Source organism: Mesorhizobium qingshengii, from assembly GCF_900103325.1.
GTDB classification, from domain to species: Bacteria; Pseudomonadota; Alphaproteobacteria; order Rhizobiales; family Rhizobiaceae; genus Mesorhizobium; species Mesorhizobium qingshengii.
On record NZ_FMXM01000039.1, the window covers coordinates 1 to 25,867 of the forward strand.

The 25,867-nt window shown below is 62.9% G+C and carries 27 protein-coding genes; 21 read left to right on the forward strand and 6 right to left on the reverse strand.

Annotation, left to right across the window (positions count from 1 at the left end; translation table 11 throughout):
* The 7 genes from BLS48_RS32525 to BLS48_RS32555 all read left to right on the forward strand — a co-directional run.
* A partial coding sequence (locus BLS48_RS32525; protein ID WP_208604708.1) for a 2-oxo acid dehydrogenase subunit E2 occupies positions 1 to 711 on the forward strand: 711 nt, incomplete at its 5' end.
* A gap of 71 nt (positions 712 to 782) precedes the next feature.
* Complete coding sequence (locus BLS48_RS32530; protein WP_244529999.1) at positions 783 to 1,136, forward strand: hypothetical protein; 354 nt, start codon at positions 783 to 785, stop codon at positions 1,134 to 1,136.
* Between the two features lie 4 nt (positions 1,137 to 1,140).
* Positions 1,141 to 1,776, forward strand: a complete 636-nt coding sequence (locus tag BLS48_RS32535; protein ID WP_091586388.1) for an SGNH/GDSL hydrolase family protein — start codon at positions 1,141 to 1,143, stop codon at positions 1,774 to 1,776.
* A gap of 12 nt (positions 1,777 to 1,788) precedes the next feature.
* Entirely contained in the window at positions 1,789 to 3,234 is a 1,446-nt protein-coding gene (lpdA, locus tag BLS48_RS32540) for a dihydrolipoyl dehydrogenase (RefSeq protein WP_091586390.1), read from the forward strand.
* A gap of 102 nt (positions 3,235 to 3,336) precedes the next feature.
* The gene (locus tag BLS48_RS32545) at positions 3,337 to 3,594 is read left to right on the forward strand and encodes a GlsB/YeaQ/YmgE family stress response membrane protein (protein ID WP_091586392.1); all 258 of its coding nucleotides are present in this window, start codon (positions 3,337 to 3,339) and stop codon (positions 3,592 to 3,594) included.
* A 136-nt stretch (positions 3,595 to 3,730) separates the two neighbouring features.
* Positions 3,731 to 4,696 carry a lipoyl synthase gene (gene lipA / locus BLS48_RS32550; protein WP_091586394.1) on the forward strand — a complete coding sequence of 322 codons (966 nt, stop codon included), beginning with the start codon at positions 3,731 to 3,733 and terminating at the stop codon, positions 4,694 to 4,696.
* Positions 4,697 to 4,708: 12 nt separating this feature from the next.
* Positions 4,709 to 5,167 (forward strand): type II toxin-antitoxin system RatA family toxin, encoded by a 459-nt coding sequence (locus tag BLS48_RS32555; protein ID WP_091586397.1) that lies wholly within the window; start codon positions 4,709 to 4,711, stop codon positions 5,165 to 5,167.
* On the opposite strand, the gene BLS48_RS32560 is transcribed toward BLS48_RS32555, so the two are convergent.
* Entirely contained in the window at positions 5,143 to 5,652 is a 510-nt protein-coding gene (locus BLS48_RS32560) for a CinA family protein (protein WP_091586399.1), read from the reverse strand. The genes BLS48_RS32555 and BLS48_RS32560 overlap by 25 nt on opposite strands.
* Positions 5,649 to 6,878 (reverse strand): bifunctional 2-C-methyl-D-erythritol 4-phosphate cytidylyltransferase/2-C-methyl-D-erythritol 2,4-cyclodiphosphate synthase, encoded by a 1,230-nt coding sequence (locus BLS48_RS32565; protein ID WP_091586401.1) that lies wholly within the window; start codon positions 6,876 to 6,878, stop codon positions 5,649 to 5,651. Before BLS48_RS32565 ends, BLS48_RS32560 begins: the two co-directional genes overlap by 4 nt.
* 140 nt (positions 6,879 to 7,018) lie before the next feature.
* Here BLS48_RS32565 and dusB point away from each other — a divergent pair, with 140 nt between their 5' ends.
* The 8 genes from dusB to hflX all read left to right on the forward strand — a co-directional run bounded on the left by dusB (position 7,019) and on the right by hflX (position 17,160).
* Positions 7,019 to 8,047 carry a tRNA dihydrouridine synthase DusB gene (gene dusB, locus BLS48_RS32570; RefSeq protein ID WP_091586403.1) on the forward strand — a complete coding sequence of 343 codons (1,029 nt, stop codon included), beginning with the start codon at positions 7,019 to 7,021 and terminating at the stop codon, positions 8,045 to 8,047.
* Positions 8,044 to 9,186: a two-component system sensor histidine kinase NtrB gene (locus BLS48_RS32575; RefSeq protein WP_091586405.1), complete on the forward strand. Its 1,143-nt coding sequence runs from the start codon at positions 8,044 to 8,046 to the stop codon at positions 9,184 to 9,186. The genes dusB and BLS48_RS32575 overlap by 4 nt, the downstream gene beginning before the upstream one ends.
* The gene (ntrC, locus tag BLS48_RS32580; RefSeq protein ID WP_091586407.1) at positions 9,183 to 10,643 is read left to right on the forward strand and encodes a nitrogen regulation protein NR(I); all 1,461 of its coding nucleotides are present in this window, start codon (positions 9,183 to 9,185) and stop codon (positions 10,641 to 10,643) included. The genes BLS48_RS32575 and ntrC overlap by 4 nt, the downstream gene beginning before the upstream one ends.
* Positions 10,644 to 10,775: 132 nt before the next feature.
* Positions 10,776 to 13,064 (forward strand): sensor histidine kinase NtrY-like, encoded by a 2,289-nt coding sequence (locus BLS48_RS32585; RefSeq protein WP_167365333.1) that lies wholly within the window; start codon positions 10,776 to 10,778, stop codon positions 13,062 to 13,064.
* Positions 13,054 to 14,415 carry a nitrogen assimilation response regulator NtrX gene (gene ntrX, locus BLS48_RS32590; protein ID WP_091586409.1) on the forward strand — a complete coding sequence of 454 codons (1,362 nt, stop codon included), beginning with the start codon at positions 13,054 to 13,056 and terminating at the stop codon, positions 14,413 to 14,415. The genes BLS48_RS32585 and ntrX overlap by 11 nt, the downstream gene beginning before the upstream one ends.
* A 97-nt stretch (positions 14,416 to 14,512) precedes the next feature.
* Positions 14,513 to 15,376, forward strand: a complete 864-nt coding sequence (locus BLS48_RS32595) for a D-amino-acid transaminase (RefSeq protein WP_091586411.1) — start codon at positions 14,513 to 14,515, stop codon at positions 15,374 to 15,376.
* A 146-nt stretch (positions 15,377 to 15,522) separates the two neighbouring features.
* Complete coding sequence (gene hfq / locus BLS48_RS32600) at positions 15,523 to 15,768, forward strand: RNA chaperone Hfq (protein WP_006202172.1); 246 nt, start codon at positions 15,523 to 15,525, stop codon at positions 15,766 to 15,768.
* Complete coding sequence (hflX, locus tag BLS48_RS32605) at positions 15,769 to 17,160, forward strand: GTPase HflX (protein ID WP_091586413.1); 1,392 nt, start codon at positions 15,769 to 15,771, stop codon at positions 17,158 to 17,160.
* Between the two features lie 6 nt (positions 17,161 to 17,166).
* Here the strand turns inward: hflX and mazG are convergent, their stop codons facing one another.
* Together mazG and BLS48_RS32615 are read right to left on the reverse strand one after the other, a co-directional pair.
* Positions 17,167 to 17,991: a nucleoside triphosphate pyrophosphohydrolase gene (gene mazG, locus BLS48_RS32610; protein ID WP_091586415.1), complete on the reverse strand. Its 825-nt coding sequence runs from the start codon at positions 17,989 to 17,991 to the stop codon at positions 17,167 to 17,169.
* A gap of 89 nt (positions 17,992 to 18,080) precedes the next feature.
* Positions 18,081 to 19,265, reverse strand: a complete 1,185-nt coding sequence (locus BLS48_RS32615) for an amino acid aminotransferase (RefSeq protein WP_091586417.1) — start codon at positions 19,263 to 19,265, stop codon at positions 18,081 to 18,083.
* A gap of 223 nt (positions 19,266 to 19,488) precedes the next feature.
* Here BLS48_RS32615 and BLS48_RS32620 point away from each other — a divergent pair, with 223 nt between their 5' ends.
* From BLS48_RS32620 to BLS48_RS32640, 5 genes are all read left to right on the forward strand, one after another.
* Positions 19,489 to 20,022, forward strand: a complete 534-nt coding sequence (locus tag BLS48_RS32620) for a sigma-70 family RNA polymerase sigma factor (RefSeq protein ID WP_425284757.1) — start codon at positions 19,489 to 19,491, stop codon at positions 20,020 to 20,022.
* Positions 20,019 to 20,792 (forward strand): anti-sigma factor family protein, encoded by a 774-nt coding sequence (locus tag BLS48_RS32625; protein WP_091586420.1) that lies wholly within the window; start codon positions 20,019 to 20,021, stop codon positions 20,790 to 20,792. Before BLS48_RS32620 ends, BLS48_RS32625 begins: the two co-directional genes overlap by 4 nt.
* Before the next feature lie 23 nt (positions 20,793 to 20,815).
* Complete coding sequence (locus BLS48_RS32630) at positions 20,816 to 21,532, forward strand: Bax inhibitor-1/YccA family protein (RefSeq protein WP_091586422.1); 717 nt, start codon at positions 20,816 to 20,818, stop codon at positions 21,530 to 21,532.
* A gap of 173 nt (positions 21,533 to 21,705) precedes the next feature.
* Positions 21,706 to 22,587: an aldose 1-epimerase family protein gene (locus BLS48_RS32635; RefSeq protein WP_091586424.1), complete on the forward strand. Its 882-nt coding sequence runs from the start codon at positions 21,706 to 21,708 to the stop codon at positions 22,585 to 22,587.
* 97 nt (positions 22,588 to 22,684) lie between these two features.
* The gene (locus BLS48_RS32640; protein ID WP_091586426.1) at positions 22,685 to 23,077 is read left to right on the forward strand and encodes a GFA family protein; all 393 of its coding nucleotides are present in this window, start codon (positions 22,685 to 22,687) and stop codon (positions 23,075 to 23,077) included.
* A gap of 99 nt (positions 23,078 to 23,176) precedes the next feature.
* Here the strand turns inward: BLS48_RS32640 and BLS48_RS32645 are convergent, their stop codons facing one another.
* Complete coding sequence (locus BLS48_RS32645) at positions 23,177 to 24,694, reverse strand: winged helix-turn-helix domain-containing tetratricopeptide repeat protein (protein ID WP_208604709.1); 1,518 nt, start codon at positions 24,692 to 24,694, stop codon at positions 23,177 to 23,179.
* A gap of 126 nt (positions 24,695 to 24,820) precedes the next feature.
* On the opposite strand from BLS48_RS32645, the gene BLS48_RS32650 reads away from it, so the two are divergent.
* Positions 24,821 to 25,081 (forward strand): DUF1127 domain-containing protein, encoded by a 261-nt coding sequence (locus BLS48_RS32650; RefSeq protein ID WP_091586434.1) that lies wholly within the window; start codon positions 24,821 to 24,823, stop codon positions 25,079 to 25,081.
* 411 nt (positions 25,082 to 25,492) lie between these two features.
* Here the strand turns inward: BLS48_RS32650 and BLS48_RS32655 are convergent.
* Positions 25,493 to 25,867 (reverse strand): IS30 family transposase (locus BLS48_RS32655; protein WP_143019576.1); only part of this gene is annotated, 375 nt, incomplete at its 5' end.

Below are 25,867 nucleotides of genomic sequence, written 5' to 3' on the forward strand. Positions count from 1 at the left end.
TCCTACGAGCTCGTTCCGCATGACAATATGCGCAAGACCATCGCGCGCCGCCTGGTCGAGGCCAAGACCACCATCCCGCATTTCTACCTGACGCTCGACTGCGAGCTCGATGCGCTTTTGGCGCTGCGCACGCAGATCAATGCGGCGGCGCCGGTGAAGAAGACCGAAAAGGGCGATGTCCCCGCCTACAAGCTGTCGGTCAACGACATGGTCATCAAGGCGATGGCGCTGGCGCTGAAGGCGGTGCCGGATGCCAACGCCTCATGGACCGAAAGCGCCATGGTCAAGCACAAGCATGCCGATGTCGGCGTTGCCGTGTCGATTCCCGGCGGCCTGATCACGCCGATCATCCGCAAGGCGGACGAAAAGACGCTGTCCACCATCTCCAACGAGATGAAGGATCTGGCCAGCCGCGCGCGCAGCCGCAAGCTCAAGCCGGAAGAATATCAGGGCGGCACCACGGCAGTGTCGAACCTCGGCATGTTCGGCATCCGGGACTTTGCCGCCGTCATCAACCCGCCGCACGCGACCATCCTGGCCGTTGGCGCCGGCGAGGAGCGGGCGGTGGTCAAGAATGGCGAGATCAAGATTGCCACCGTCATGTCGGTGACGCTGTCGACCGACCATCGAGCCGTCGACGGTGCGCTCGGTGCCGAACTGCTTGTCGCCTTCAAGCGGCTGATCGAGAACCCGATGGGCATGCTGGTGTAGGAAGGGGAGAAGGCGGTGCGAAATTCTTCACCAGCCTTTTCGCTTTCATTGCCGGATTCGCCGGCGGGCTGGTGGCGCAAGAACTGGCCGTCATCACCAACGCTCAGGAAGAATACATTTTCGTCTTCATGGCGTCGGTGCTGGTGACGATCGTGCTGATCTCTATCTTATTCCCGGCGCAATTCACGGCCGATCCGCTGACTGCGGTCGGCCAAACGGGGATGTGGCTGCTGATCGTCTTTGTGACGCCTCTTGTCCTGCTGGTCGCCCTGACCCTCTACACCGACAGCAGCAGGACAGCGGTGAACCGCGACATTCCCATGGTGCTTGGCCTTGGCCTGCCTGTGCTGTTGACCATACTGGTGCAATGGGTGTTCGTCCGCTGGCGGGTGAAGCGCGACATGATTGGTGGAAAGGCAAGCTGAACGGATGAAGACGGTTCTTTGCTACGGCGATTCGTTGACCTGGGGCTACAATGCCGAAGGTGGCCGTCATGCGTTGCAGGATCGCTGGTCAAGTGTGCTGCAGGCCGGCCTCGGCGGCGGCGTCCAGGTCATCGCTGACGGCCTCAATGGACGCACCACCGCCTTCGACGATCATCTGGCCGGAGCCGATCGCAACGGCGCCAGGGTGCTGCCAACGGTGCTGACGACACATGCGCCGCTCGACCTGATCGTCATCATGCTCGGCGCCAACGACATGAAGCCGTGGATCCACGGCAATCCGGTCGCGGCCAAGCAAGGCATCCAACGACTGATCGACATCGTGCGTGGCCACGACTATCCGTTCGACTGGCCGGCGCCGCAGATACTCATCGTTTCACCGCCTGTCGTCAGCCGCACCGAAAATGCCGACTTCAAGGAAATGTTTGCCGGCGGTGACGCGGCGTCGCAACAGCTTGCGCCACAATATGCGGCGCTTGCCGACGAAGCCGGCTGCGGCTTCTTCGACGCCGGCACGGTGGCGCAAACCACACCTCTCGACGGCGTCCATCTCGATGCCGAAAACACGCGAAACATCGGCAAGGCGCTGACATCGGTCGTGCGCGTCATGCTGGAATTGTGAAGGAGAAAGACCGTGGCTGAGAACTACGACGTCATCATCATCGGCTCCGGCCCCGGCGGCTACATCGCCGCCATTCGTGCGGCACAACTGGGCCTCAAGACAGCGATCGTCGAACGCGAGCATCTGGCGGGCATCTGTTCGAACTGGGGCTGCATCCCGACGAAGGCGCTGCTGCGTTCCGCCGAGGTGATGCATTATGCCGAGCATGCGAAGAACTACGGGCTGAAGATCGAAGGCACCGTCAAGGCGGATCTCAAAGCAGTCGTCGACAGGTCGCGCGGTATCGCACAACGGATGAACGCCGGCGTCGGCTTCCTGATGAAGAAGAACAAGGTCGACGTCGTCTGGGGCGAAGCAAAACTGACCAAGTCCAACGAGATCGTCGTAGCCAAGTCTTCCAAGAAGCCAATGGAGCCGCAGGCGCCACTGCCGAAAAACACCAAGGGCGAGGGCACCTACACCGCCAAGCACATCATCATCGCCACTGGCGCCAGGCCGCGTGCGCTGCCGGGTATCGAACCCGACGGCAAACTGATCTGGACCTATTTCGAGGCGATGGTGCCGCCGGAAATGCCGAAGTCGCTTCTGGTCATGGGATCGGGCGCAATCGGCATCGAGTTCGCCTCGTTCTATCGCACCATGGGTGTGGACGTGACCGTGGTCGAGGTTTTGCCGGCCGTCATGCCGGTCGAGGACGCCGAGATTTCCGCTTTCGCCAAGAAGCAGTTCGAAAAGCAAGGCATGAAGATCCTGCTCGAGGCCAAAGTGGCGAAAGTCGAGAAGGGCGCGAACTCGATCACCGCGCATGTCGAACTCAAGGACGGCAAGGTCGAGAAGATCACCGCGGATCGGATGATCTCGGCCGTTGGCGTGCAGGGCAACATCGAGAATCTCGGCCTGGAAGCCCTCGGCGTGAAAACAGAACGCGGCTGCATCGTCATCGACAGCTACGGCAAAACCAATGTGGCGGGGCTCTATGCCATCGGCGATGTCGCCGGCCCGCCGATGCTCGCTCACAAGGCGGAACACGAAGCAGTCGTCTGCGTCGAGAAGCTCGCCGGCCTGCCCAATGTCCACCCGATGGACAAATTGAAGATTCCCGGTTGCACTTACTGCAATCCGCAGGTCGCCTCAGTCGGCCTGACCGAAGCCAAGGCCAAGGCCGAGGGCAAGGATATCCGTGTCGGGCGCTTCCCCTTCGTCGCCAACGGCAAGGCCATTGCACTTGGCGAGGACCAGGGGCTGGTCAAGACCATCTTCGACAAGAAGACTGGGCAGTTGCTCGGCGCGCACATGGTCGGCGCCGAGGTGACTGAACTGATCCAGGGCTTTGTCGTAGCGATGAACCTCGAAACGACCGAGGAAGAGCTGATGCACACGATCTTCCCGCATCCGACGCTGTCCGAGACGATGAAGGAAAGCGTGCTCGATGCCTATGGCCGCGCGCTGAACGCGTGATAGATTTGCCGAACGAGACTCAAACGCGCAAGCTGCGGGAGCTCGACGGCAAGGGTGTCCTTTTGCGGATGCATTTTCACCCATCGAACAAGGAGAGGGCATATGCACTTGAACGGTGTCGGCTGGATCGCAGCCATCATCATCGGCGGCCTGGCAGGCTGGTTCGCCGAAATGTTCATGAAGAGCAACACCGGCATCTTCATGAACATTATCATGGGCATCGTTGGCGCGGTCGTGTTGAACGCCATCCTGCAGGCTCTCAATTTCGGCCCATTCGGTGTCGGCTGGATCGCCTATCTGATCACCGGCTTCATCGGCGCCTGCCTGCTGATCTGGGTCGGTCGTCTGGTGCGGCGCTAGTCGATATCGGTCCGGCTATGCGAAAACGGTTGTAGCGTCATGCGCCGCTACAGCCTTTTTCTTTGTGCTGAAAAGTCCTAGATGACATTGAAGTGAGGATCGCCGGCGGGCGGTCGCGAGAAAAGCCAGGGTTCTGATGGTCACTGTCCTCGACACGATCGCCAATGCGCCGCGGCTGCGGCATCCCGAGAAGGCGCACAAGCCCGATCAGGAGGTGCTGCGCAAACCCGACTGGATCCGCGTCAAGGCGCCGGTCTCGAAAGGCTACGCCGAGACGCGCGAGATCGTGAAATCGAACAAGCTGGTGACGGTCTGCGAAGAGGCCGGTTGCCCGAACATCGGCGAGTGCTGGGAAAAGAAGCACGCCACCTTCATGATCATGGGCGAGATCTGCACGCGCGCCTGCGCGTTCTGCAACGTCGCCACCGGCATCCCGACCGCGCTCGACCCCGATGAACCGGCCCGCGTTGCCCATGCGGTCAAGCAGATGGGCCTGACCCATGTCGTCATCACTTCGGTCGACCGCGACGATCTCGCCGATGGTGGCGCCCAGCATTTCGCCGAAGTCATTCGCGCCATCCGGGCGGCGACGCCATCGACGACCATCGAAATCCTGACGCCAGACTTCTTGCGCAAGGAAGGCGCGCTGGAGATCGTCGTGGCGGCCAAGCCCGACGTCTTCAACCACAATCTCGAGACCGTGCCGTCGAACTATCTGACGGTTCGGCCAGGCGCCCGCTACTTCCACTCGATCAGGCTGCTGCAACGGGTCAAGGAAATCGATCCGTCGATTTTCACCAAGTCCGGTATCATGGTGGGTCTGGGCGAAGAGCGGAACGAAATCCTGCAGCTCATGGACGATTTGCGTTCGGCCAATGTCGACTTCATGACCATCGGCCAGTATTTGCAGCCGTCGAAGAAGCATCATCCGGTGATCCGCTTCGTCACCCCGGAGGAATTCAAGTCCTTCGAAACGATCGGCCGGACCAAGGGCTTCCTGCTGGTCGCGTCAAGCCCGTTGACGCGCTCGTCGCATCACGCCGGCGACGATTTCGCCCGGCTGCGCGCGGCGCGCGAAGCGCTGCTCAAGAAATCAGCGTAACTCGCTGGTTTCATGCCGAAATTTGAAGCCACCCGCCGCGTTTCCCACACGCCTCAGCAGATGTTTGCACTGGTTGCCGATGTCGAGGCCTATCCGCAATTCCTGCCGCTTTGCGAAGCGCTGACGGTTCGCTCGCGCAAGGAGCGCGACGGACGCACCGTTCTCGTCGCCGACATGAGCATCGGCTACAAGGCGATCCGCGAAACCTTCACGACGCAGGTGCTGCTGAAGCCCGACGAGAACACCATCGACGTGAAGTACATCGACGGCCCGTTTAAATATCTGAGCAATGTCTGGCGTTTCGAACCCGACGGCGGCGGCTGCGCGGTCCGCTTCTTCATCGACTACGAGTTCAAGAGCCGCATCCTGGGCGCGGTGATGGGAACCATGTTCGATCGCGCCTTCCGCATGTTCGCCGAGGCCTTCGAGAAGCGTGCCGACGTCATCTATGGCGTTGCGCCGTCGGATTGATGCTGGCCAAGCGCGCGCAAGCCGAGTTCCAGCGCGTGCCTGACCGTTTCGCGGCGAATGAAATCGCGGCCCTTGTCTGCAAAAAGCTTGCGCTCGGCGACGACCGGGCGGCCTGCCAGCGCAAGTCCGAACCAGACGAGGCCGACCGGCTTTTCCGCCGAACCGCCGCCCGGCCCGGCGATGCCGGTGACCGCCAGGGTCAAACCGGCGTGCGAACGGTCTAGCGCGCCCTTTGCCATTTCGATCGCCGTCTCGCGGGAAACCGCGCCATGCGCATCAAGCGTGGCGGCGGAAACGCCCAGCATGTCCATCTTGGCTTCGTTCGAATAGGTGATGAAGCCGCGATCGACCACGGCGGAAGAGCCGGCAATATCGGTCAGGGCGGCGATGATCATGCCGCCCGTGCAACTTTCCGCCGTCGCCAGCATGATGCCGCGCTTCTGGCAGACCTGCAGCAAGGCATTTGCCAGATCGTTGTTGCTCACTCCGGCACCTCGCCGGGAAAAACCACGCTGGCGGTGGCGATCGCCGCTATGCCTTCTTCGCGGCCGACAAAGCCGAGCTTTTCGTTGGTTGTCGCCTTGATCGAGATGCGGTCCGCGGAAATTCCCAGCATCTGCGACAAGGCGGTCGTCATCGCTTCGCGATGTGGGCCGACGCGCGGCGCCTCGCAGATCAGCGTGATGTCGGCATTGGCGATACGGCCACCTTGCGCACGCACCAGTTTTGCCGCGTGTTCGACGAATATCCTGGACGCAGCCCCTTTCCACTGCGGATCGGAAGGCGGGAAATGCGTGCCGATATCGCCGGCGCCGCAAGTCGCCAGCAGCGCGTCGGTCAAGGCGTGCAGCCCGACGTCGGCGTCCGAATGGCCGGACAGTTTCTTGCCGTGCGGAATGGCGACGCCGCACAGGGTGACGTGGTCGCCGGGTTCGAAGGCGTGGACATCGTAGCCATTGCCGGTCCGGATGTCGGGAAAGCGTGCCCGCTCGCTCGAAAGTCGGTGGTGCGCCATGGCTATGTCCCGTGCCCAGGTGAGTTTGACATTGTCCGGCGAGCCCGGGACGATCTTTACCGGAATATGCGCCCATTCGGCGATCGCGGCATCGTCGGTGAAGTCCGCTTTCCCCAGATGATGGGCCTTCTCGTGGGCGGCAAGGATTGGCCAGAACGGAAAACCTTGTGGCGTTTGCGCGGCGTGAAGCCCGCTGCGGGAAACGGTTTCTCCAACCACGCCGGTGGCCGACTCGCGCTTCAGCGTATCGGCGACGGGCAGGGCGGGCAGCGCTCCTTCGCGCTCGCTGATGGCGGCGATCGTGCGCTCTATGAGGTCCGCGTCGACGAACGGACGGACGGCATCGTGGATCAAGACCCGCATTGGCGCGTGGCTTCTCAGCGCAAGCAGCCCGAGCCGGACCGATGCCTGCCTTGTCGCCCCGCCAATGACGACGCTGACCCGCTCAGCGTTGACGCCCGCCGCTTGCTGGAACAAGTCGTGGTCGTCGGCATGGATGGCGACAACGACCACGCCGGTTCGCGGGTGCGCCAGGAACGTCTCCAGCGTATGCGCGATGACGGCTTGGCCGCCAATGCCTTGATATTGCTTCGGTCCATTGGCCTGGCCGGCGCGCGCGCCACGGCCAGCCGCAACGATCACCACCGCGACCTTATCACCCGCGTCCGAAGCGTGATTTTCACTTGCGTCAGTCATGCCGTTTGGTCCTAGTCGCGGCCAAAGCCGAAGGCCAGCATTTTCCCAATTGCGCCTCAATGTGGCGTCATTCCGCGTTGCACATTGCGGCGGTTCTGGCTAGATAATGTGCAACGAATGAGCATGCTTGGTTTTTGTGCATGGTTAACTTGACCAAATTGGCCGCGCCTCTCGACGTCGGCGGCGTGAGAATCCGCAATCGCGTGTTCCTCGCTCCGATGTCGGGGATTACCGATGAGCCGTTCCGGCAGCGCGCCCATGCGCATGGCGCGGGCCTTGTCGTGTCCGAAATGGTGGCCAGTGGCGAGCTTGCAAAGGGCCGCGCCGGTTGCGACCTGCGCATCCGTCACTCCGGCCTTCCGGTCCATATGGTGCAACTTGCCGGCCGCGAGGCGTCGCACATGGCCGAAGGCGCGCGAATCGCCGCCGGCGAGGGCGCCGACATCATCGACATCAACATGGGCTGCCCGGCCAAGAAGGTGACGGGCGGCTATGCCGGCTCGGCGCTGATGCTCGACCTCGACCATGCATTGTCGCTGATTGAAGCCGTGGTCGGTGCGGTCGAAGTGCCGGTGACGGTCAAGATGCGGTTGGGCTGGGACGAAGGCGCGCTCAACGCGCCAATGCTGGCGCGCCGCGCCGAACAGGCAGGTGTCAAGATGGTGACCGTGCACGGTCGCACGCGCTGCCAGTTCTATCAGGGCAAGGCTGACTGGCGCGCCATAGCGCGCGTCAAGGATGCCGTGTCCATCCCCGTCGTTGCCAATGGCGATGTCTGCTCCCCGGCGGAAGCGGCTGCTATCCTCGATCAGTCGGGCGCTGACGCCGTGATGGTTGGCCGCGCTCACTACGGCGCACCCTGGGTCGCGGGCAGCATCGCGGCGGCCGCGACAGGCGAGGCGGCGACCAACCTCCCACACGAACCGACGGCGCTGGCCGCCTATGTCATCTCTCATTACGAGGATATGCTGACGCTCTACGGCGTCGAAAGCGGCCTGCGCCAGGCGCGCAAGCATCTCGGCTGGTATCTCGATCGCCATGCCGGCGCTGTCGCTGACGACAGCCGAAAGGCGATCCTGACCGCGTTCGAGCCCGCCCGCGTCATTGCCTTGCTGCGTGATGTGTTTTCGCGCGATCCGCAACCATTGAACCTGCGGAGCGCAGCATGAACGCCGCCGCTGGCCAGGGCGCTGAAATGGCGGATGCCGCCCAGATCGTGCTCAACACCATCCGTCGCCCGGTGATCATGATCAGCGAGGAAGGGTTCATCACCTTTGCCAACGCCGATGCGGAGGACTTCTTTCGCTCGAGCGCGACAATGCTCGCCCGCAACACACTGTCCAAACTCATTCCCTTTGGCAGTCCGCTGCTGACCCTGGTCGATCAGGTGCGCGAGCGTCGGGCTCCGGTCAACGAGTATCGGGTCGACGTGTCGTCGCCGCGTCTTGGCATAGAGAAGGTCGTCGATCTCTACGTCGCGCCCGTGTCGGAATTCCCGGGCTCCGTCGTGGTGATGTTCCAGGAGCGGTCGATGGCCGACAAGATCGACCGGCAGATGACGCATCGCGGCGCCGCGCGATCGGTGACCGGCTTGGCGGCGATGCTTGCCCATGAAATCAAGAACCCGCTCTCCGGCATCCGGGGCGCCGCCCAATTGCTCGAACTGTCCGCCTCCGACGAGGATCGCGCGCTGACGCGGCTGATCACCGACGAGACGGATCGCATCGTGTCGCTGGTCGATCGCATGGAGGTGTTTTCCGACGAGCGGCCGATCGATCGCTACCCCGTCAACATCCATGTCGTGCTCGATCATGTGAAGGCAATTGCCAAGAACGGTTTTGCAAAAAGGATCAAGATCCTGGAGGATTATGATCCATCACTGCCTCCAGTGTTTGCCAACCGCGATCAGCTCATCCAGGTGTTCCTCAACCTGGTCAAGAACGCTGCCGAGGCGATCGGCAGCGACCCGCAGGGCGAAATCGTCCTGTCGACCGCCTTCCGGCCGGGCATCCGCGTTTCCGTTCCGGGCACGCAGGACCGCGTATCACTGCCGCTGGAATTCTGCGTGCGCGACAATGGCTCCGGCGTCTCGGAAGATATCTTGCCGATCCTCTTCGATCCCTTCATCACCACCAAGCCTAACGGCTCAGGGTTGGGGCTTGCGCTGGTCGCCAAGATCGTCGGCGAGCATGGCGGCATCATCGAATGCGAATCGACACCGCGCGGAACCACCTTCCGCATCCTGATGCCGGCCTGGAAGGAAACACCATTCGGTGCCGATGAAGACGGTGAAGGAGACCGCAAATGACGGTTCGCGGCAATATTCTCGTCGCCGACGACGATGCGGCGATCCGCACAGTCCTCAACCAGGCCCTGTCGCGCGTCGGCCATGAGGTGCGCGTCACCTCCAACGCCTCGACATTGTGGCGCTGGGTGGCGGCGGGCGAGGGCGATCTGGTCATCACCGACGTGGTGATGCCGGACGAGAACGCCTTCGACATGCTGCCGCGCATCAAGAAGGCACGGCCGGAGCTGCCGGTCATCGTCATGAGCGCCCAGAACACCTTCATGACGGCGATTCGCGCGTCCGAAACCGGCGCCTACGAGTATCTGCCCAAGCCGTTCGACCTGACCGAGCTCCTCAACATCGTCAACCGGGCGCTTTCCGAGCCGCGACGGCCGAAGATCGATGCGCGGCCGGAAGAACAGCCTGACGCGATGCCGTTGGTCGGCCGCTCGGCGGCCATGCAAGACATCTACCGCATGCTGGCGCGCATGATGCAGACCGACCTGACGGTGATGATTTCAGGCGAATCCGGCACCGGCAAGGAATTGGTGGCGCGCGCGCTGCATGAATATGGCCGCCGTCGTGGTGGGCCGTTCGTTGCCATCAACATGGCTGCGATCCCGCGCGATCTGATCGAGTCGGAACTGTTCGGCCACGAAAAGGGCGCTTTCACCGGCGCGCAGAACCGTTCCACCGGTCGCTTCGAGCAGGCCGAGGGTGGCACATTGTTCCTCGACGAGATCGGCGACATGCCGATGGAGGCGCAGACGCGCCTGCTGCGCGTCCTGCAGCAGGGCGAGTACACGACGGTCGGCGGACGCACGCCGATCAAGACCGACGTGCGCATCGTCGCCGCCACCAACAAGGATCTGCGCACGCTGATCAATCAGGGGCTTTTCCGCGAGGATCTTTTCTATCGCCTCAACGTCGTGCCGCTCAGGCTGCCCGCGCTGCGCGAGCGCTCCGAGGACGTGCCCGATCTCGTCCGCCATTTCTTCAAGCTGGGCGAGATGGAAGGTCTGCAGACCAAGCGCATCTCTTCCGGCGGCATCGAATTGATGAAGCGCTATCCGTGGCCAGGCAATGTGCGCGAGCTGGAAAACCTCGTTCGCAGGCTAGCCGCACTCTATTCGCAGGATGAGATTTCCGCCGAGATCATAGAGGCGGAGCTCAAGACCGGCGAACGCCCCGTGGTGCCGGGCGGCGGCAACCTCATTCCCGACGACCTGTCCATTGGCCAGGCGGTCGAGCACTTCCTGCAACGCTATTTCGCATCGTTTGCCGGCGAATTGCCGCCTGCGGGCCTCTATCAGCGCATTCTGTCCGAGGTGGAATATCCGCTGGTTCTGGCTTCGATGACGGCGACCCGCGGCAACCAGATCAAGGCCGCCGAACTGCTGGGGCTCAACCGCAACACGCTGCGCAAGAAGATTCGCGAACTCGGCGTCAACGTCTACAAATCATCGCGGCAGTCCTGAGCAGCCCGGATCCGAGCTCAGGTTCTTTTCGGGGGACGGACTGCGAAAGATTTCCGTCGCGGCCACACTTGTTGCATAATCGCCACAATGCGTTGCATACATCCGACGCAATCACTGGCTCTAGACGGCGACATGGTTCCGCAGGCACCGACTCTCAACGAACCGCTTTTCAGCGAACCCGGCGCGCGCGACGGGCGCCGGCTGCTTGCGCTGCCCGGCATCGTCGCGGTCGCGGGCGCGCTGGTCACGGCGGCGATCTCGTTCACCATACTCGTTGGCGCCACGCCGATCACGCCGAACGAGTCGACGACGCTGGCGCTGATTGCCCTCAATGCCGCTTTCGTCCTCTTCCTCATCGCGCTCGTCGGACGCGAAGTACATCGCATTCTGATGGCGCGCCGGCACGGCAAGGCCGCTTCGCGGCTGCATGTGCGCATCGTCGCCATGTTTGCGCTGGTCGCCGCAATTCCCGCCATCATGGTGGCGATCATCGCCTCGATCACGCTCGATATCGGCCTCGACCGCTGGTTCGAGATCCGCACCAAGACGATCGTCAATTCGTCGCTGTCGATCGCCGACGCCTATGTCCAGGAAAATGCCCGTAACCTCCAGGGCACGACGCTGTCGATGGCCTATGATCTCGATGCGTCGCGTACGCTCTATGGCCTTGATCGCACTGGCTTTCTCGATCTGATGAACAAGGAAGCCGTGGGCCGGTCGCTGGCCCATGCCGCGCTGATCAAGCCGGACGGTTCCTTTGTCATGAGCGCCAAGACCGACACGGATTTCGCCATGCCTGAGCCGCCGGAAGGCGCCGTGGCCAGCGCCGCCGACGGCAAGCCGGTGCTGATCGAGCCGAAAACACGCAACATCATGGGCGCCATCGTCAAGCTGCGCGAGATCGAGGGGCTCTATCTCTACACCATTAGGCTCGTTGACCCCGAAGTGATCAAGGCACGGCAGATCGTCAGATCCAACACCGACGAGTATCGCGGTCTCGAAGATAACAGGCGCACCTCGCAGGTGGCCTTCGCGCTGCCCTATCTGTCGCTGACGCTGATCATCATCCTGTCGGCCATCTGGACTGGTATCGCCGTCGCCGACCGGCTGGTGCGGCCCATTCGTCAGCTGATAGGCGCCGCCGATGAGGTCGCGACCGGCAATCTCGACGTTGCGGTTCCCGTCAGGCCTTCGGATGGCGATGTCGCCTCGCTCGGCGACACGTTCAACAAGATGCTTCTGGAACTGAAATCACAGCGCAATGAGATCCTTTCCGCCAAGGACCTGATCGATGAGCGGCGCCGCTTCTCGGAGGCCGTGCTTGCCGGCGTCACCGCCGGCGTCATCGGTGTCGATCCCTACGGCATCGTCACCATCGTCAACCGCTCGGCCGAGGCGATGCTGGCATTGTCCGCCAGCGCCGCGCTCGGACAGAACCTGTCCGCCGTGTTGCCGCATGTCGGCCGCGTCTTCGAGATCGGCCGCAAGTCCGGCAAGCCTGTCTACCGGGAACAGGTGACCTTCTATCGCGCCGGCGCCGAGCGGACCTTCAACGTGCAGATCACCATCGAGGCCGGCGACGACGGCACGGAGGAAAAATCCTATGTCGTGACGGTCGACGACATCACGGATCTGGTTCAGGCCCAGCGCTCCTCCGCCTGGGCAGACGTGGCGCGGCGCATCGCGCACGAGATCAAGAACCCGCTGACGCCGATCCAGCTTTCAGCCGAGCGCATCAAGCGACGCTTTGGAAAGGTCATCACCGAGGATCGCGAGATTTTCGATCAGTGCACCGACACCATCATCCGGCAGGTGGAGGATATCGGCCGCATGGTCGACGAATTCTCGGCTTTCGCGCGCATGCCAAAGCCCGAGATGAAGGCCATCGACCTGCGCGATTCGTTGCGCGAGGCTTCGTTCCTGGTCGAAGTCAGCCGCGCCGACATTGCTTTCGAACGCGTGTTCGGCAACGAGCCGCTCAAGGGCACGTTCGATAGCCGCCTGATGGCACAGGCTTTCGGCAATGTGATCAAGAACGCCGCCGAAGCGATCGATGGACTGGAACAGAAGGACGGTTCGCACGGCATAATCCGGATTCAAGCCGGGCGCCAGAATGGCGCGATTCGCATCGACGTCATCGACAACGGCAAGGGCCTGCCGCGCGAGAATCGTCAACGGCTGCTCGAGCCCTATATGACCACACGCGAGAAAGGCACCGGGCTCGGTCTCGCTATCGTCAAGAAGATAGTGGAGGACCATGGTGGCAGGCTGGAACTTCATGACGCGCCCGCGGATTTCCACAATGGGCGGGGCGCGATGATCAGCATCATCCTGCCCCCGGCCGCCGCAGCCACGCCGCCGCGTGGTGAAAGCAGGACGGAAAACGAAAGAGAAACTGAAAAGGTCGGTAATGGCGTCTGATATTCTCATCGTCGATGACGAGGAAGACATCCGTGAACTCGTCGCGGGCATCCTGAGCGACGAAGGTCACGAAACCCGCACGGCCTTCGATGCCGACAGCGCGCTGGCGGCGATCGCCGACCGGGCGCCGCGGCTGATTTTCCTCGATATCTGGCTGCAGGGCTCGCGTCTGGATGGGCTGGCGCTGCTCGACGAGATCAAGACGATGCACCCAAGCCTGCCGGTGGTGATGATTTCGGGCCATGGCAACATCGAAACGGCGGTCTCCGCCATCCGTCGCGGCGCCTACGACTTCATCGAGAAGCCATTCAAGGCCGACAGGCTGATCCTCATTGCCGAACGCGCGCTCGAAACCTCGAAACTGAAGCGTGAGGTTTCCGATCTCAAGCTGCGCAGCGGCGAAACCTTCGATCTGATCGGCATGTCGTCGGCGATGAGCCAGTTGCGCCAGACCATCGAGCGCGTCGCGCCGACCAACAGCCGCGTGATGATCATCGGCCCCTCCGGCTCGGGCAAGGAACTGGCCGCACGCGCCATCCACACGCTGTCGGCACGCAAGGGTGGGCCGTTCGTGACCCTGAGCGCCGCCAACATCACGCCCGAACGCATGGAGATCGAGCTGTTCGGCACCGAATCGAATGGCGTCGAGCGCAAGGTCGGCGCGCTCGAGGAGGCCCATCGCGGCATCCTCTACATCGACGAGGTGGCCGACATGCCACGCGAGACGCAGAACAAGATCCTGCGCGTGCTGGTCGAGCAGCAGTTCGAGCGGGTAGGGGGCACCAAGCGGGTCAAGGTCGATGTCCGCATCATTTCCTCGACCTCGCAGAACCTGGAGGCGATGATCGCCGACGGGCGTTTCCGCGAGGATCTCTATCACCGCCTGGCGGTGGTTCCTGTCATGGTGCCTGGGCTGGCCGAGCGGCGCGAGGATATTCCCTACCTCGTCGACAATTTCATGAAGCAGATCGCCCGCCAGGCCGGCATCAAGCCGCGTCGCATCGGCGACGACGCGCTGGCCGTGCTGCAGGCGCACAACTGGCCGGGCAACGTCCGCCAGCTGCGCAACAATGTCGAGCGTCTGATGATCCTGGCGCGCGGCGATGATGTCGATGCGCCGATCACCGCGGACCTGTTGCCGTCCGAGATCGGCGATGTCATGCCGCGCACGCCGAATCAATCCGACCAGCACATCATGGCGCTTCCGCTGCGCGAGGCGCGTGAGCAGTTCGAGAAGGACTATCTGATCGCCCAGATCAACCGGTTTGGCGGCAACATCTCGAAAACCGCCGAGTTCATCGGCATGGAGCGCTCCGCCCTGCATCGCAAGCTGAAGTCGCTGGGCGTCTGACGCTACGTCTGGTCGGCCGCGCCTGGGCCAAGCATTTGCCGGTTACGCAAGCGGCGGAATCGCATAAGAAAGCCCGATAAATTTCCAGGGGTCGCCAATGCCGCGCATTGCCTATGTCAACGGGCGCTACGTCACTCACGCCGACGCTTCCGTGCATATCGAAGATCGCGGCTATCAGTTCGCCGACGGCGTCTACGAGGTCTGCGAGGTGGCGCGCGGCTTCATCGTCGACATGCCGCGCCACCTTGCACGACTCAATCGGTCTTTGACCGAATTGTCGATCGCCTGGCCCGTCACGCGTGGTGTGTTGCCGATCATCATGCGTGAAGTGGTCAACCGCAATCATGTCGCCAACGGTCTGGTCTATGTCCAGGTCACGCGCGGCGTCGCCAGCCGCGACTTTGTCTTCCCGTCGGCGGACACCAAGCCGTCCCTGGTAGTGACCGCCAGGAAGGCCGATCCCGCTGCCGGAGCAAAGCGCGCCGAGACCGGTATCGCGGTCATTACCGTGCCGGAGAATCGCTGGGACCGGGTCGATATCAAGAGTGTTGGACTGCTGCCCAATGTATTGGCCAAGCAGAAGGCCAAGGAAGCCGGTGCGCAGGAGGCGTGGTTTGTCGACGTCGACGGCACGGTCAAGGAAGGCGGATCATCGAACGCCTGGATCGTCACCCGGGATGGTGTCCTGGTCACCAGGCCGGCCGAACATGGCATCCTGCGCGGCATCACCCGCACGACCATGTTTGAAGTGGCGGCCAGGCTCGGCTTGAAGATTGAAGAACGTGGCTTTTCCGTTGCCGAGGCCAAGGCGGCGCGCGAGGCGTTTATCAGCTCGGCAACGACAATCGCCATGCCGGTCGTGGCCATCGACGGCGATCCGGTCGCCAATGGCCACCCCGGCTCGATAACACTTTCGTTGCGGCAAGCCTTTTTTGACATTGCGGAAAAAAGTCCAGCCTGATAACCGCACAGGTGGAATGAACATCAATATATCTCGTTCTGCTTGTCGTTACTGACGACAAGACGGTGTTTGCGCGCTTGACATGTGCCTGACAATTTGGCGCATTGGCTTTGCAAACCGAAGGGGATCGGCGAAAGACAAGAACAATGGCGGAACGATCGCAAAACCTTCAGGACCTGTTCCTGAATTCAGTTCGCAAGAGCAAGAACCCGCTCACCATCTTTCTCATCAACGGCGTGAAGCTGACCGGCGTGGTCACTTCGTTCGACAACTTCTGTGTCCTGCTACGCCGTGACGGTCACTCCCAGCTCGTCTACAAGCACGCCATTTCCACGATCATGCCGAGCCAGCCGGTTCAGATGTTCGATGGCGAGGAAAGCCAGGGCGCCTGATTGGCACGTGAGAAAGACGCGGACGATACGGTTCGCGGAAAACCAGCGCATCATCCCGGGACGGAGGCCAAGGGCCCGACCCGGGCTGTCGTCATCGTGCCCGTCCTTACCCGCCACCAGCGCAACGACGACGAGACGAACCGTCCGAGGCTGGTGCGTTCGGCCGAGGCCCGTCACGACGAAGCGGTTGGCCTTGCCCGCGCCATCAACCTTGACCTGATCCACACGGCGGTGGTTACCCTCAACGATCCGCGCCCGGCGACCTTGCTCGGCAGCGGCAAGGTCGCCGAGTTCGCCGAAATCGTCAAAGAGGGTCATGCGGAAGTGGTCATCGTCGACCACCCGCTGACACCGGTGCAGCAGCGCAATCTCGAGAAGGAGCTAAACGCCAAGGTGCTGGATCGCACCGGGCTGATCCTCGAGATCTTTGGCGAACGCGCCCGCACCAAGGAAGGTACGCTGCAGGTCGAACTCGCCCATCTCAACTACCAGAAGGGCCGCCTCGTGCGCAGCTGGACCCACCTCGAGCGCCAGCGCGGCGGCGCCGGCTTCCTCGGCGGTCCCGGTGAGACGCAGATCGAGTCGGACCGGCGCGTCCTCCAGGACAAGATCATCAAGCTGAAGCACGAACTGGAAACTGTGCGCCGCACCCGCGACCTGCACCGTGCCAAGCGCAAGAAGGTGCCGTTTCCGGTGGTGGCGATCGTCGGCTACACCAATGCCGGCAAATCGACCTTGTTCAACAGGCTGACCGGGGCCGGTGTCCTGGCTCAGGACATGCTGTTCGCCACGCTCGACCCGACGCTTCGCCGTGTGCGCCTGCCGCATGGCACCCCGATCATCCTTTCGGACACGGTCGGTTTCATCTCGGACCTGCCGACGCACCTGATCGCTGCTTTTCGCGCGACCCTGGAAGAGGTGGTCGAGGCCGATCTCGTCCTTCACCTGCGCGATATTTCCGATCCCGACACTGCCGCCCAGGCCGAGGATGTCGAGCGCATCCTGGCCGACCTCGGCGTCGACGCCGGAGATACAAAGCGGGTCATCGAGGTCTGGAACAAGATTGACCGGCTGGACGAGGGCAACCGGAGCCGGCTGCTTGCCGATGGCGCCAACACCAGCAAGGCGCCACCGGTCGCCGTGTCGGCTGTGACCGGCGAAGGTATCGATGCGCTGAAGGCGATCATCGAAACCCGGATGGCGGGCGAGCTCGAAGACCTCACGTTGACGATCGAGCCGGCCCAGTTCGGCCTTGTCGACTGGCTTTACCGCAACGGCGATGTCGTTTCGCGAACCGACAACGACGACGGCAGCGCCACCATCTCGCTCAAGGCCACGCGAAGCGCCCGCGAAGAGATCGAAAGCAGATTGCATCGCAAAAACAACGGGTAGTGGATACTACTTAACGGTTTTTGCTTCCTGCCAGAGCGCTTCCATCTCCGCCAGATCAGCCTTTTCCAGCGTGTTGCCGGAGTTTTCCAGGGCCTGCTCGACATAGTGGAAGCGTGAGCGGAACTTCTCGTTGGTGCCGCTCAGCGCCGCTTCCGAATCCAGCTTGAGGTGCCGGCCGAGATTGACGACGGCAAACAGCATGTCGCCGAACTCGTCCTTGATCGAGGCGGTGTCGCCCTTGGCCAGTGCCTCGCGCAACTCGCCGATCTCTTCTTCGATCTTGTCGAGGATAGGGGCTGCCTCGCTCCAGTCGAAACCGACGCGAGCGGCCTTCTCCTGAAGCTTCAAGGCGCGCGTCAAGGCGGGCAGGGCGACCGGCACACTGTCCAGAAACCCCTTGCCATTGTCTTCCGGGTCGAGGCCGCGAGCGAGGCGGGCGCTGCGCTTCTGCGCCTTTTCCTCGGCCTTGATCTTTTCCCACATGCCCTTGGCCATGCCGGCGCTGCGGGCTTTTTCGTCGCCGAACACGTGCGGATGGCGGCGGATCATCTTGGTGGTGATGGCCTGAACCACGTCGCCGAAGGCAAACTCGCCGGCCTCCTCGGCCATTTGCGCGTGGTAGACGACCTGCAACAGGAGATCGCCGAGTTCATCGCGCAGATCGTCGAGGTCGCCGCGCGCGATGGCGTCCGCCACCTCGTAGGCTTCCTCGATCGTATAGGGCGCGATGGTCGAGAAATCCTGTTCGATGTCCCACGGACAGCCGGTCTTCGGTGCCCGCAGCGCAGCCATGATCTCGATCAGGCGTGAAATGTCTTTCGATGGCGTCATGCGGCGGATGCTATCGCGCGGCCGATCTCGCGGCCAACACTGTCAGCCGGGAAGGGGGGCTTGTCCACAGTTGCGCAGTGCCGGTCTCGTCAGTCGAGCACCGAAACGATTGCTTTGGCGAGCTTGTCCATTCCATCCTCAGGCAGGCCGGCTACGTTGATGCGGCTGTCGCCGACCATGTAGACGCCGTGTTCGGCCCGCAGCCGCTCGACCTGCGCTTCCGTGAGGCCAAGGCGGGAGAACATGCCGCGATGGCTGGCGACGAAATCGAAGCGGTCGGAGTTGGACTGCCGACGCAGCGCCTCGGCGAACTGGACACGCAGTCTGAGCATGCGCAGGCGCATCTCCTCCAACTCGGCTTCCCAGTCCGCGCGCAACGCGGCGTCCTCAAGCACGATGCGCACGGCGGCTGCACCATGGTCCGGCGGCATCGAATACATGGCGCGCGCCGCCGACAGCATCTGGCTCAGCGCCATGTCGGCCTGTGCGCCGTCCCTGGCCAGGATAATCGCAGCGCCGACGCGGTCGCGGTAGACGGCGAAGTTCTTCGAGCAGCTGGAGGCGACAACCATTTCCGGAACTTTCGTGGCCAGCAGGCGCAAGCCGACGGCATCGGCCTCCAGGCCATCGCCAAAGCCCTGATAGGCGATGTCGACAAACGGTAGCAGGTCGCGCTCGACGACCAGATCGGCAACGGCCTCCCACTGAGCCGCGTCCAGATTGGCGCCGGTCGGGTTGTGGCAGCAGCCATGCAGCAACACTACGTCACCGCTCTTTGCCGTCCGAAGCGCTGCCAGCATGTCGTCGAACCGGACGGCGCCCGAGGCAGAATCGAAGTAGGGATATTCGCGGATCTGCAGACCGGCGGCGCGCATCACCGGCATATGGTTCGGCCAGGTCGGGTCGGACAGCCAGATTGTCGCATCGGATCGTGTCCGCTTAAGCAATTCCGCCACCAGCCGCAACGCGCCGGAGCCACCCGGCGCCTGTGCCGCGCGGATGCGAGTCATGTCGGCACCCGGACCGAAGGCAAGCTTGGCCATGACCGTGTTGAAGACCGTATCGCCGGCAAGGCCGAGATAGGTCTTGGTGTCCTGGCTCTGCAGCAGCCGCTTTTCGGCCTCGCGCACGGCGCGCATGACAGGCGTTTTGCCGTCGCGATCCTTGTAGACGCCGACGCCAAGGTCGACCTTGTCGGGGCGCGGGTCGGCACGATAGAGGCCGATCAAGGCAAGGATCTTGTCGGCGGGAGCTGGCTGGAGATCTTCGAACATGGGGACGGTTCCGTTGGCGCGGCGGAGTGATACGCAAATCGAACGCGCTTCACCAGCAGTTTCGGTCACACCAAGCCAAAAAGCGGCACTCCGGCCGACTGGTGGCATCGCAGGATCGTCCGGTTTTGCCGTCGAGGCGAGGGCAGTTGCGAACGATGTCGTCCAGCGCGAAAAAAATCGCACGGGAAGGGATTAAAACCACCACATGCTCCGTAAACAGGGCATGAAACGGTCGATGCCACGCTTCGATATTGTTGGACAACTCGGGTCGCTGCGCCGTTACGCGCGCTCCTTGACGCGCGACAGCACGGACGCCGAGGATCTCGTGCATGACGCGCTGGTGCGCGCCTATGAGCGGCGAGGCACTTTCTGCTCCGGCGGAAACCTGCGCGCGTGGCTGCTGTCGATCGTCCACAACGCCTTCATCGACCGCGTGCGCGCGCGTCGCTCGGAAGCGGCGCGCCTTGATCAGGCCGGATACCTTGCCGATGGCAGCACGCCGGCGCCACAGGAACATTCGGTGCGCCTGGCGCAGGTGCGCGAGGCCTTTTTCAGCCTGCCGGAAGAGCAGCGTTCGGCACTGCATCTCGTAGCCATCGAAGGCCTTTCCTACAGCCAGGCCGCCGATGCCAGCGGCGTGCCGTTGGGCACGCTGATGTCACGCATCGGCAGGGCGCGCGCCGCCCTGCGCGCGATGGAGGACGCGGCGCCTTCAAAGGCCAAAAACCACCTCAGGATCGTTGGAGACCCGTCATGATCGCAACTGTCGATCCCGTGACCGATGCCGACCTCGATGCCTATGTCGACGACCAGCTCGACGTCAGCCGCCGCATCGAGGTCGAGGCGTTCCTGTCCGCCCGTCCGGAGGCTGCGGCACGCGTGATGTCGGATCTGAGGAACCGCGACGAGCTGCGCGTGGCGCTTGCCGGCTCCAGGGGCATGGCGAGGCCGGCGACCGCCGATGCCGCGCGGCGGCTGGAGAGGGGGCTCGCCCGGGGTCGGATCTTCGCCGTGTTGCAGCGCGCCGCTGCCGTTGCCGCCTTCATTGCCGCCGGCTGGCTGGCGAACGGGATCATCGGGCCAATGTCGGTGACGAAGGTCGTCGCCTCGCCGCAGCCGCCCACCTATTTGGAAGAGGCTGTTCGCGCACACAGAACGACGCTGGTGCGCGAGAGCATGCCGTCGCAGCCGGAAGCGCCCAACTACAACGCCGGCGAGATCCGTGCCGCGACCGCCATCGTCATGCCGTCGTTGCCCAAGGACTGGAAGGTGCGCGACGTGCAGATCTATCCGTCGCGCTTTGGGCCGAGCGTCGAGATGGCGGTCGAGACGAAGGAGATGGGCCTAGTGTCGCTATTCGCCATCCGGCCGGGAAACTTCGATGTCGTCAAGCCGACGGTCGCGCCCTCTGGCGACATTTCCTCGGCCTATTTCCAGATCGGCGAGGTCGCCTACGCGGTCGTCGCGCGAAGCGAGGTCCACGATCTCGACCGCGCCGCCGAGACGCTTGCCAGAACGCTTTACTGACCGATCCACAAAGGAGAATTCAAATGAACACCCCCAATCTGGGATACCGCGCGGGCGCCGGCGCCCAAACCGGAGCCATTTATGACGAGGGCCTGCGCCAGCACATGCTGCGCGTTTACAACTACATGGGCCTTGGCCTGGTGGTCACCGGCCTGGTCGCCTTCATGGTGTCGTCGACGCCCGCGCTTTACGTGCCGATCTTCTCCAGCCCGCTGAAGTGGGTGGTGATGCTGGCGCCGCTCGCTTTCGTCATGCTGTTCTCGTTCAAGATGCAGACCATGTCGGCGGCCAGCGCCCAGGCGATGTTCTGGGCTTTCTGCGCGGTCATGGGCCTGTCGCTGGCCTCCGTGTTCCTAGTCTTCACCGGAACCAGCATCGCGCGCACCTTCTTCATCGCCGCCACCATGTTCGGCGCCACTAGCCTCTACGGCTACACCACCAGGCGTGACCTGACCCAGTTCTCGTCGTTCCTGATCATGGGTCTGATCGGCGTGGTGATCGCCAGCATCGTCAACATTTTCCTCGGCTCGACCGCGCTGCAGTTCGCCATCTCGGTGATCGGCATCGCCGTGTTCGTCGGCCTGACCGCGTGGGATACGCAGACGATCAAGGAGCAGTATGCCGAGAATTTCGACGCGGAATCGCGCCAGAAGCTCGCCGTCTTCGGCGCCTTCTCGCTCTATCTGAACTTCATCAACATCTTCCAGCTGCTGCTGAATTTCACCGGCGAACGCGAGTAACGACTGTCCATTGCGGGTGAGGGCGAGGAATATCGCCTGACATGTAGAGAGGTGGCCGGGGAGATCCTCCGGCCACAATTCGTTCTGGCGAGACCCGGCCACACCTTGAGTCCCCAAGAGCTTTTGCTAGTCTGCCCACCGCACCAGCCTTCAACACCGGCCCGCGAGGACATGTGGCACAGGACAGCCAAACGCTTCATGGCGACGGCATCTCGGCGACCGTAGTCGCGCAGGGCGCCGAACTGGTTTCGCTGCAAGACGAGCAAGGATTTGAGTTCCTCTGGCAGGCCGGGCCGGCTTGGAGGCGCCATTCGCCGGTGCTGTTTCCGATCGTCGGCCGGCTGAAGGCAGACCAGATGCGCCATCGAGGCCGGACCTACCCGATGACGCAGCACGGCTTCGCGCGCGACAAGCCGTTTGCCTGGGCGGAGAGGGGGCCGCGATCCTGCACGCTGGTTCTCACCGACGACGCCGATACCCGCGCGCACTACCCTTTCGCCTTTCGCCTGGCGGTGACCTACGCGCTGGATCGCCAGCAGCTCGGCGTGACCTTCGACATCACCAACACCGGCGATGAGCCGCTGCCGGCGTCAATCGGAGCGCATCCGGCGTTCAATTGGCCGTTGCTGCCGGATCTGGCCAAGACCGACTACCGGCTGACTTTTGCCGACGATGAGCGGGCACCGATCCGCCGGCTGAAGGACGGCCTGCTCACGGCAACGCCGCTGCAGACACCTGTCAAAGGCAAGATCCTCGATCTCTCCGGACGCCTGTTCGACGATGACGCCGTCATTCTCGATCAACCCGCCAGCACCCGAGTGCGTTACGCCGCCAAGCGTGGTCCGGCGATCGAGATGTCGTGGCAGGGATTTCCTGTACTGGGCATCTGGTCCAAGCCCGGCGGCGCGCCGTTCCTGTGCATCGAACCCTGGCATGGCATTGCAAGCCCGGCGGACTTCGATGGCGACTTCATCGACAAACCTGGGCTGATGCTGATCGCGCCAGCAGCGAAGCGCGTGCTGGATTATCAGATCCGGCTGATCGGATCGGTTTGAAAACGGGGGCGGAGAGGGAGCCCGTGACCCGGTGAGCAGAGCATTGTGGGCGCCGGCAGCAACCATTCCGACCGCTTGATTTTAGAGGAGACGCAACATGGACCGATTCACGGGTGGTTGCCTTTGCGGCGACGTCCGGATTGTCGCGTCGGGACTCCCGTACCGGGTGGGCATTTGTCACTGTCTCGACTGCCGCAAGCATCATGGCGCGCTTTTCTACGCTGCCGCGGTGTTCCCTCAGGATGCGGTGACGATCGAGGGCGAAACACGCGACTACGCCGGGCGGTTTTTCTGCCCCCGCTGCGGCTCATCCGTTTTCGCACGCAGCGCGGACGAAATCGAAGTGCACCTGGGAGCCCTGGATACCCCTGACCAACTGATGCCAACCTACGAAAGCTGGATCGTCCGTCGCGAGTCCTGGCTGCCGCCGTTTCCGCTCACGAGGCGATACGAGCGCGACCGTGACGCCACGGGTCGCTTTGAGGAGTAGGTGGGACGGGCGGAGTGAAGGCGCCGGTATGAGGTCTATGCCATGATCGAGATTTCGAACCTGATGCTCAAGGACTGCGCCTTCGATCACGCCAGCGCGTCACTCCGGAAGACCGGCCTTGCGGAAGCCATCAACGAAATGCTCGAGCGTCGCTGCGTCGCGGAACGGCTCCGTCGCGACCCAGTGGCGGGTCGTGAAATGCGGGTTGCTGACAAGGAACATTTCGACCTCCGCGCGCGCTTCGTCGAGCCGGCCTAGTTGGGCAAGGCTTGCCGCCAGGAAACGGCGTGAGCTCGTGCGATAAGTCTCGTCCCTGCGCAGTGTCTCGACAGCTGCGTCGTAGTCGCGTGCCGCATATTGTGCCGCGCCGAGCGTCAGATAGTACCAGCTTGCCGGAAACGGGTTCAGCCGGAACGCCTTGCGAATATGCTCGAGGCCCTCTTCGACCCGCCCGGCCAGGACCGCGATATCGGACAATGTCGCCCATGCGTCGGCCTCGTTCGGGTCGAGCTGGAACGCCTTGGCGAATTCCGCATCCGCCTCTGCGAAGCTGCGCTCATAGGCAAGCAGGTTGGCCAGGACCCAGTGGCAGCCAGCGTCGTTGGGATCGATCGCCACGGCTTTGCGCGCCAGTTCCAGGGCAAGCCGACGGTTTGGCTCAATGGGTTCGCCCCAATGCACCCATCCCATCCAGTGGTTCATGGCAAGCCAGCGATAGGCCTCGGCGTATTCCGGATCGAGGGATACCGCGCGCGTCAGCATCAGATGCGCTTCCCGCGCTGTTTGCGGCGAATCGTCGATCAGCTTGCGCGCCCGCACGCAGAGATCGTAGGCCTCGAGATTCTTGGGCCGGTTGCGTGGCGGCGGTGCGCGCAGCCGGCCGAGCAACGCCTCCACGATCTTAGCCGTTACCTCGTCCTGAACGGCAAAGATATCTTCCGGGCTGCGATCAAAGCGTTCCGCCCATAGATGTTCGCCGCTCACCGCATCAACCAGCTGGGCGTTGATGCGCACGCGCTCCGCGGCGCGTCTTGCGCTACCCTCCAGCAGATAGCGCACGCCAAGCTCTTCAGCGATCGCACGCACGTCCATCGCCTTGCCTTTGTAGGCAAAGGTCGAGTTGCGCGCGATGACGAACAAGCCGGAGATCCTCGACAGGTCGGTGATCAGGTCTTCGGTCAATCCATCGGCGAAGGAGTCCTGCTCGGGATCGTTGCTGAAATTGACGAAGGGCAGCACGGCTATCGATGGTTTGCCGGGCAGCGGCAAGGGTCTTCGCTTCGCGCCACCGAGTTGTTCGATGACCCCCGTGAAGCGGTAGCCGACGCGCGGAACCGTGGCGATCCATTCACCGCCGTCGACGGCCGGGCCAAGCAACTTGCGAAGTTGCGCGATCTGGACGGTGAGGTTGCCTTCCTCGACGGCCGTGCCCGGCCAGGCCGCGTCCATCAAGTCGGCCTTGGCCACGATTTCACCGGGTCGCCCGACGAGCGCCGCAAGCAGCTTTAGCGCACGATAGCCAACGGCAACGGGGACATCGTTCCGAAGCAGAGTTCCCGCACCGGAATCAAGCACGAACGGACCAAAGGCAAAGCGCTCTCCCTGCATAAGGCGCATCTATAGCCCGTTTGGAAGTTTTGAGAACTATTTGGGAAGGCTTAATTACGGCGCTGTTTGCTTCCGGCAAAATTCAACCTCTTTCGGGTCGGGGCCCTGGGCCCCCAAAACCACATGGAGGTTGCCATGAACGATACCCTTGCGTCGGCCCCGCATCAGGCAGCGCGGCCGGGAACGCCAGTGTGGCCGGCGGAAGTGTCGATCAGGCACTTGGCGACCCTGCGAAGCATTATCGCAGCCTGGCGCGAGCGAACCTGGCGCGAGCGGATACGCTTTCGCTGGGAACTCGAGCAAATGTCGAAGGACAATCCCCATTTGATCGACGATATCGGTCTGACGAGACGGCAGGTCGAGGCGGAGATCGCCAAGCCCTTCTGGCAACGATAAGGCAAAACCTTGAACGGCCGCTTGCCACCCAAGGGCGACCGGTGCACCGAGCGGAGCTTGTCGAAAGTCCATAGGGTAGGGAGGTTGCCTCGCGCATGATCTCGGGACAACCCGCGCAGCCTTGATACGACAGTCGTCGCTTCTTCCTACTCTCGCCGAGGCGTCCAAATGCCGGCTGTCATCTTGCAGCCTCAGCATCTCCTTGCCAACGGCTGGGCGGCGGCCCCCGATCCGCTTCTTGCACGCGAGCGTCGGACCTACGTCCGCGGTCCGCGCAGTTGTCGCGCCCCAAGTCCAACGCGGTGTCCGCGCTACGGTATGCCGCCGCGTTTGAATGATGCGAGCTCGCCGGCTCCTCTGGCTGTGAGTTCTTGCTGAAGTGCGACTTCGCAGCGAGGCAGGTTAGCGCGTTCATCTATTGGCCGACAGTATCTTCTGACGGAAGACTTCAGCCGGTGTTCTGAAGCCGAGGCATTTGCGGGGCGTCGAGTTGAGATGGGCGCACACCTGGTGCAGGTCTCGATGCTCGATCGACAATGGATCGGTGTCTCGCGGAAGCCATTTGCGAGCGCGGCGGTTGGTGTTTTCCACCGTGCCTTTCTGCCACGGCGCCTGCGGATCGCAGAACCATGTCCGAACGCCGAGACCGGCCTGAAGGTAGGGCCAGTCTGTGAACTCGGTGCCGCGGTCAAAGGTGATTGATCGGCGGGCGGAATGGGGAAGGGGGCCAAGCACGTCAATCAAGCCGTCCATGATCGCGCGCGACTGCCGGTCGTTGTTGCGCAG

Coding starts and splice junctions, on each gene's coding strand:
- BLS48_RS32535 (WP_091586388.1), top strand. CDS start 1,141: ATGAAGACGGTTCTTTGCTACGGCGATTCGTTGACCTGGGGCTACAAT.
- BLS48_RS32545 (WP_091586392.1), top strand. CDS start 3,337: ATGCACTTGAACGGTGTCGGCTGGATCGCAGCCATCATCATCGGCGGC.
- lipA (WP_091586394.1), top strand. CDS start 3,731: ATGGTCACTGTCCTCGACACGATCGCCAATGCGCCGCGGCTGCGGCAT.
- BLS48_RS32555 (WP_091586397.1), top strand. CDS start 4,709: ATGCCGAAATTTGAAGCCACCCGCCGCGTTTCCCACACGCCTCAGCAG.
- BLS48_RS32565 (WP_091586401.1), bottom strand. CDS start 6,878: ATGACTGACGCAAGTGAAAATCACGCTTCGGACGCGGGTGATAAGGTC.
- dusB (WP_091586403.1), top strand. CDS start 7,019: ATGGTTAACTTGACCAAATTGGCCGCGCCTCTCGACGTCGGCGGCGTG.
- BLS48_RS32575 (WP_091586405.1), top strand. CDS start 8,044: ATGAACGCCGCCGCTGGCCAGGGCGCTGAAATGGCGGATGCCGCCCAG.
- ntrC (WP_091586407.1), top strand. CDS start 9,183: ATGACGGTTCGCGGCAATATTCTCGTCGCCGACGACGATGCGGCGATC.
- BLS48_RS32585 (WP_167365333.1), top strand. CDS start 10,776: ATGGTTCCGCAGGCACCGACTCTCAACGAACCGCTTTTCAGCGAACCC.
- ntrX (WP_091586409.1), top strand. CDS start 13,054: ATGGCGTCTGATATTCTCATCGTCGATGACGAGGAAGACATCCGTGAA.
- BLS48_RS32595 (WP_091586411.1), top strand. CDS start 14,513: ATGCCGCGCATTGCCTATGTCAACGGGCGCTACGTCACTCACGCCGAC.
- hfq (WP_006202172.1), top strand. CDS start 15,523: ATGGCGGAACGATCGCAAAACCTTCAGGACCTGTTCCTGAATTCAGTT.
- mazG (WP_091586415.1), bottom strand. CDS start 17,991: ATGACGCCATCGAAAGACATTTCACGCCTGATCGAGATCATGGCTGCG.
- BLS48_RS32615 (WP_091586417.1), bottom strand. CDS start 19,265: ATGTTCGAAGATCTCCAGCCAGCTCCCGCCGACAAGATCCTTGCCTTG.
- BLS48_RS32620 (WP_425284757.1), top strand. CDS start 19,489: ATGAAACGGTCGATGCCACGCTTCGATATTGTTGGACAACTCGGGTCG.
- BLS48_RS32625 (WP_091586420.1), top strand. CDS start 20,019: ATGATCGCAACTGTCGATCCCGTGACCGATGCCGACCTCGATGCCTAT.
- BLS48_RS32630 (WP_091586422.1), top strand. CDS start 20,816: ATGAACACCCCCAATCTGGGATACCGCGCGGGCGCCGGCGCCCAAACC.
- BLS48_RS32640 (WP_091586426.1), top strand. CDS start 22,685: ATGGACCGATTCACGGGTGGTTGCCTTTGCGGCGACGTCCGGATTGTC.
- BLS48_RS32645 (WP_208604709.1), bottom strand. CDS start 24,694: ATGCGCCTTATGCAGGGAGAGCGCTTTGCCTTTGGTCCGTTCGTGCTT.
- BLS48_RS32650 (WP_091586434.1), top strand. CDS start 24,821: ATGAACGATACCCTTGCGTCGGCCCCGCATCAGGCAGCGCGGCCGGGA.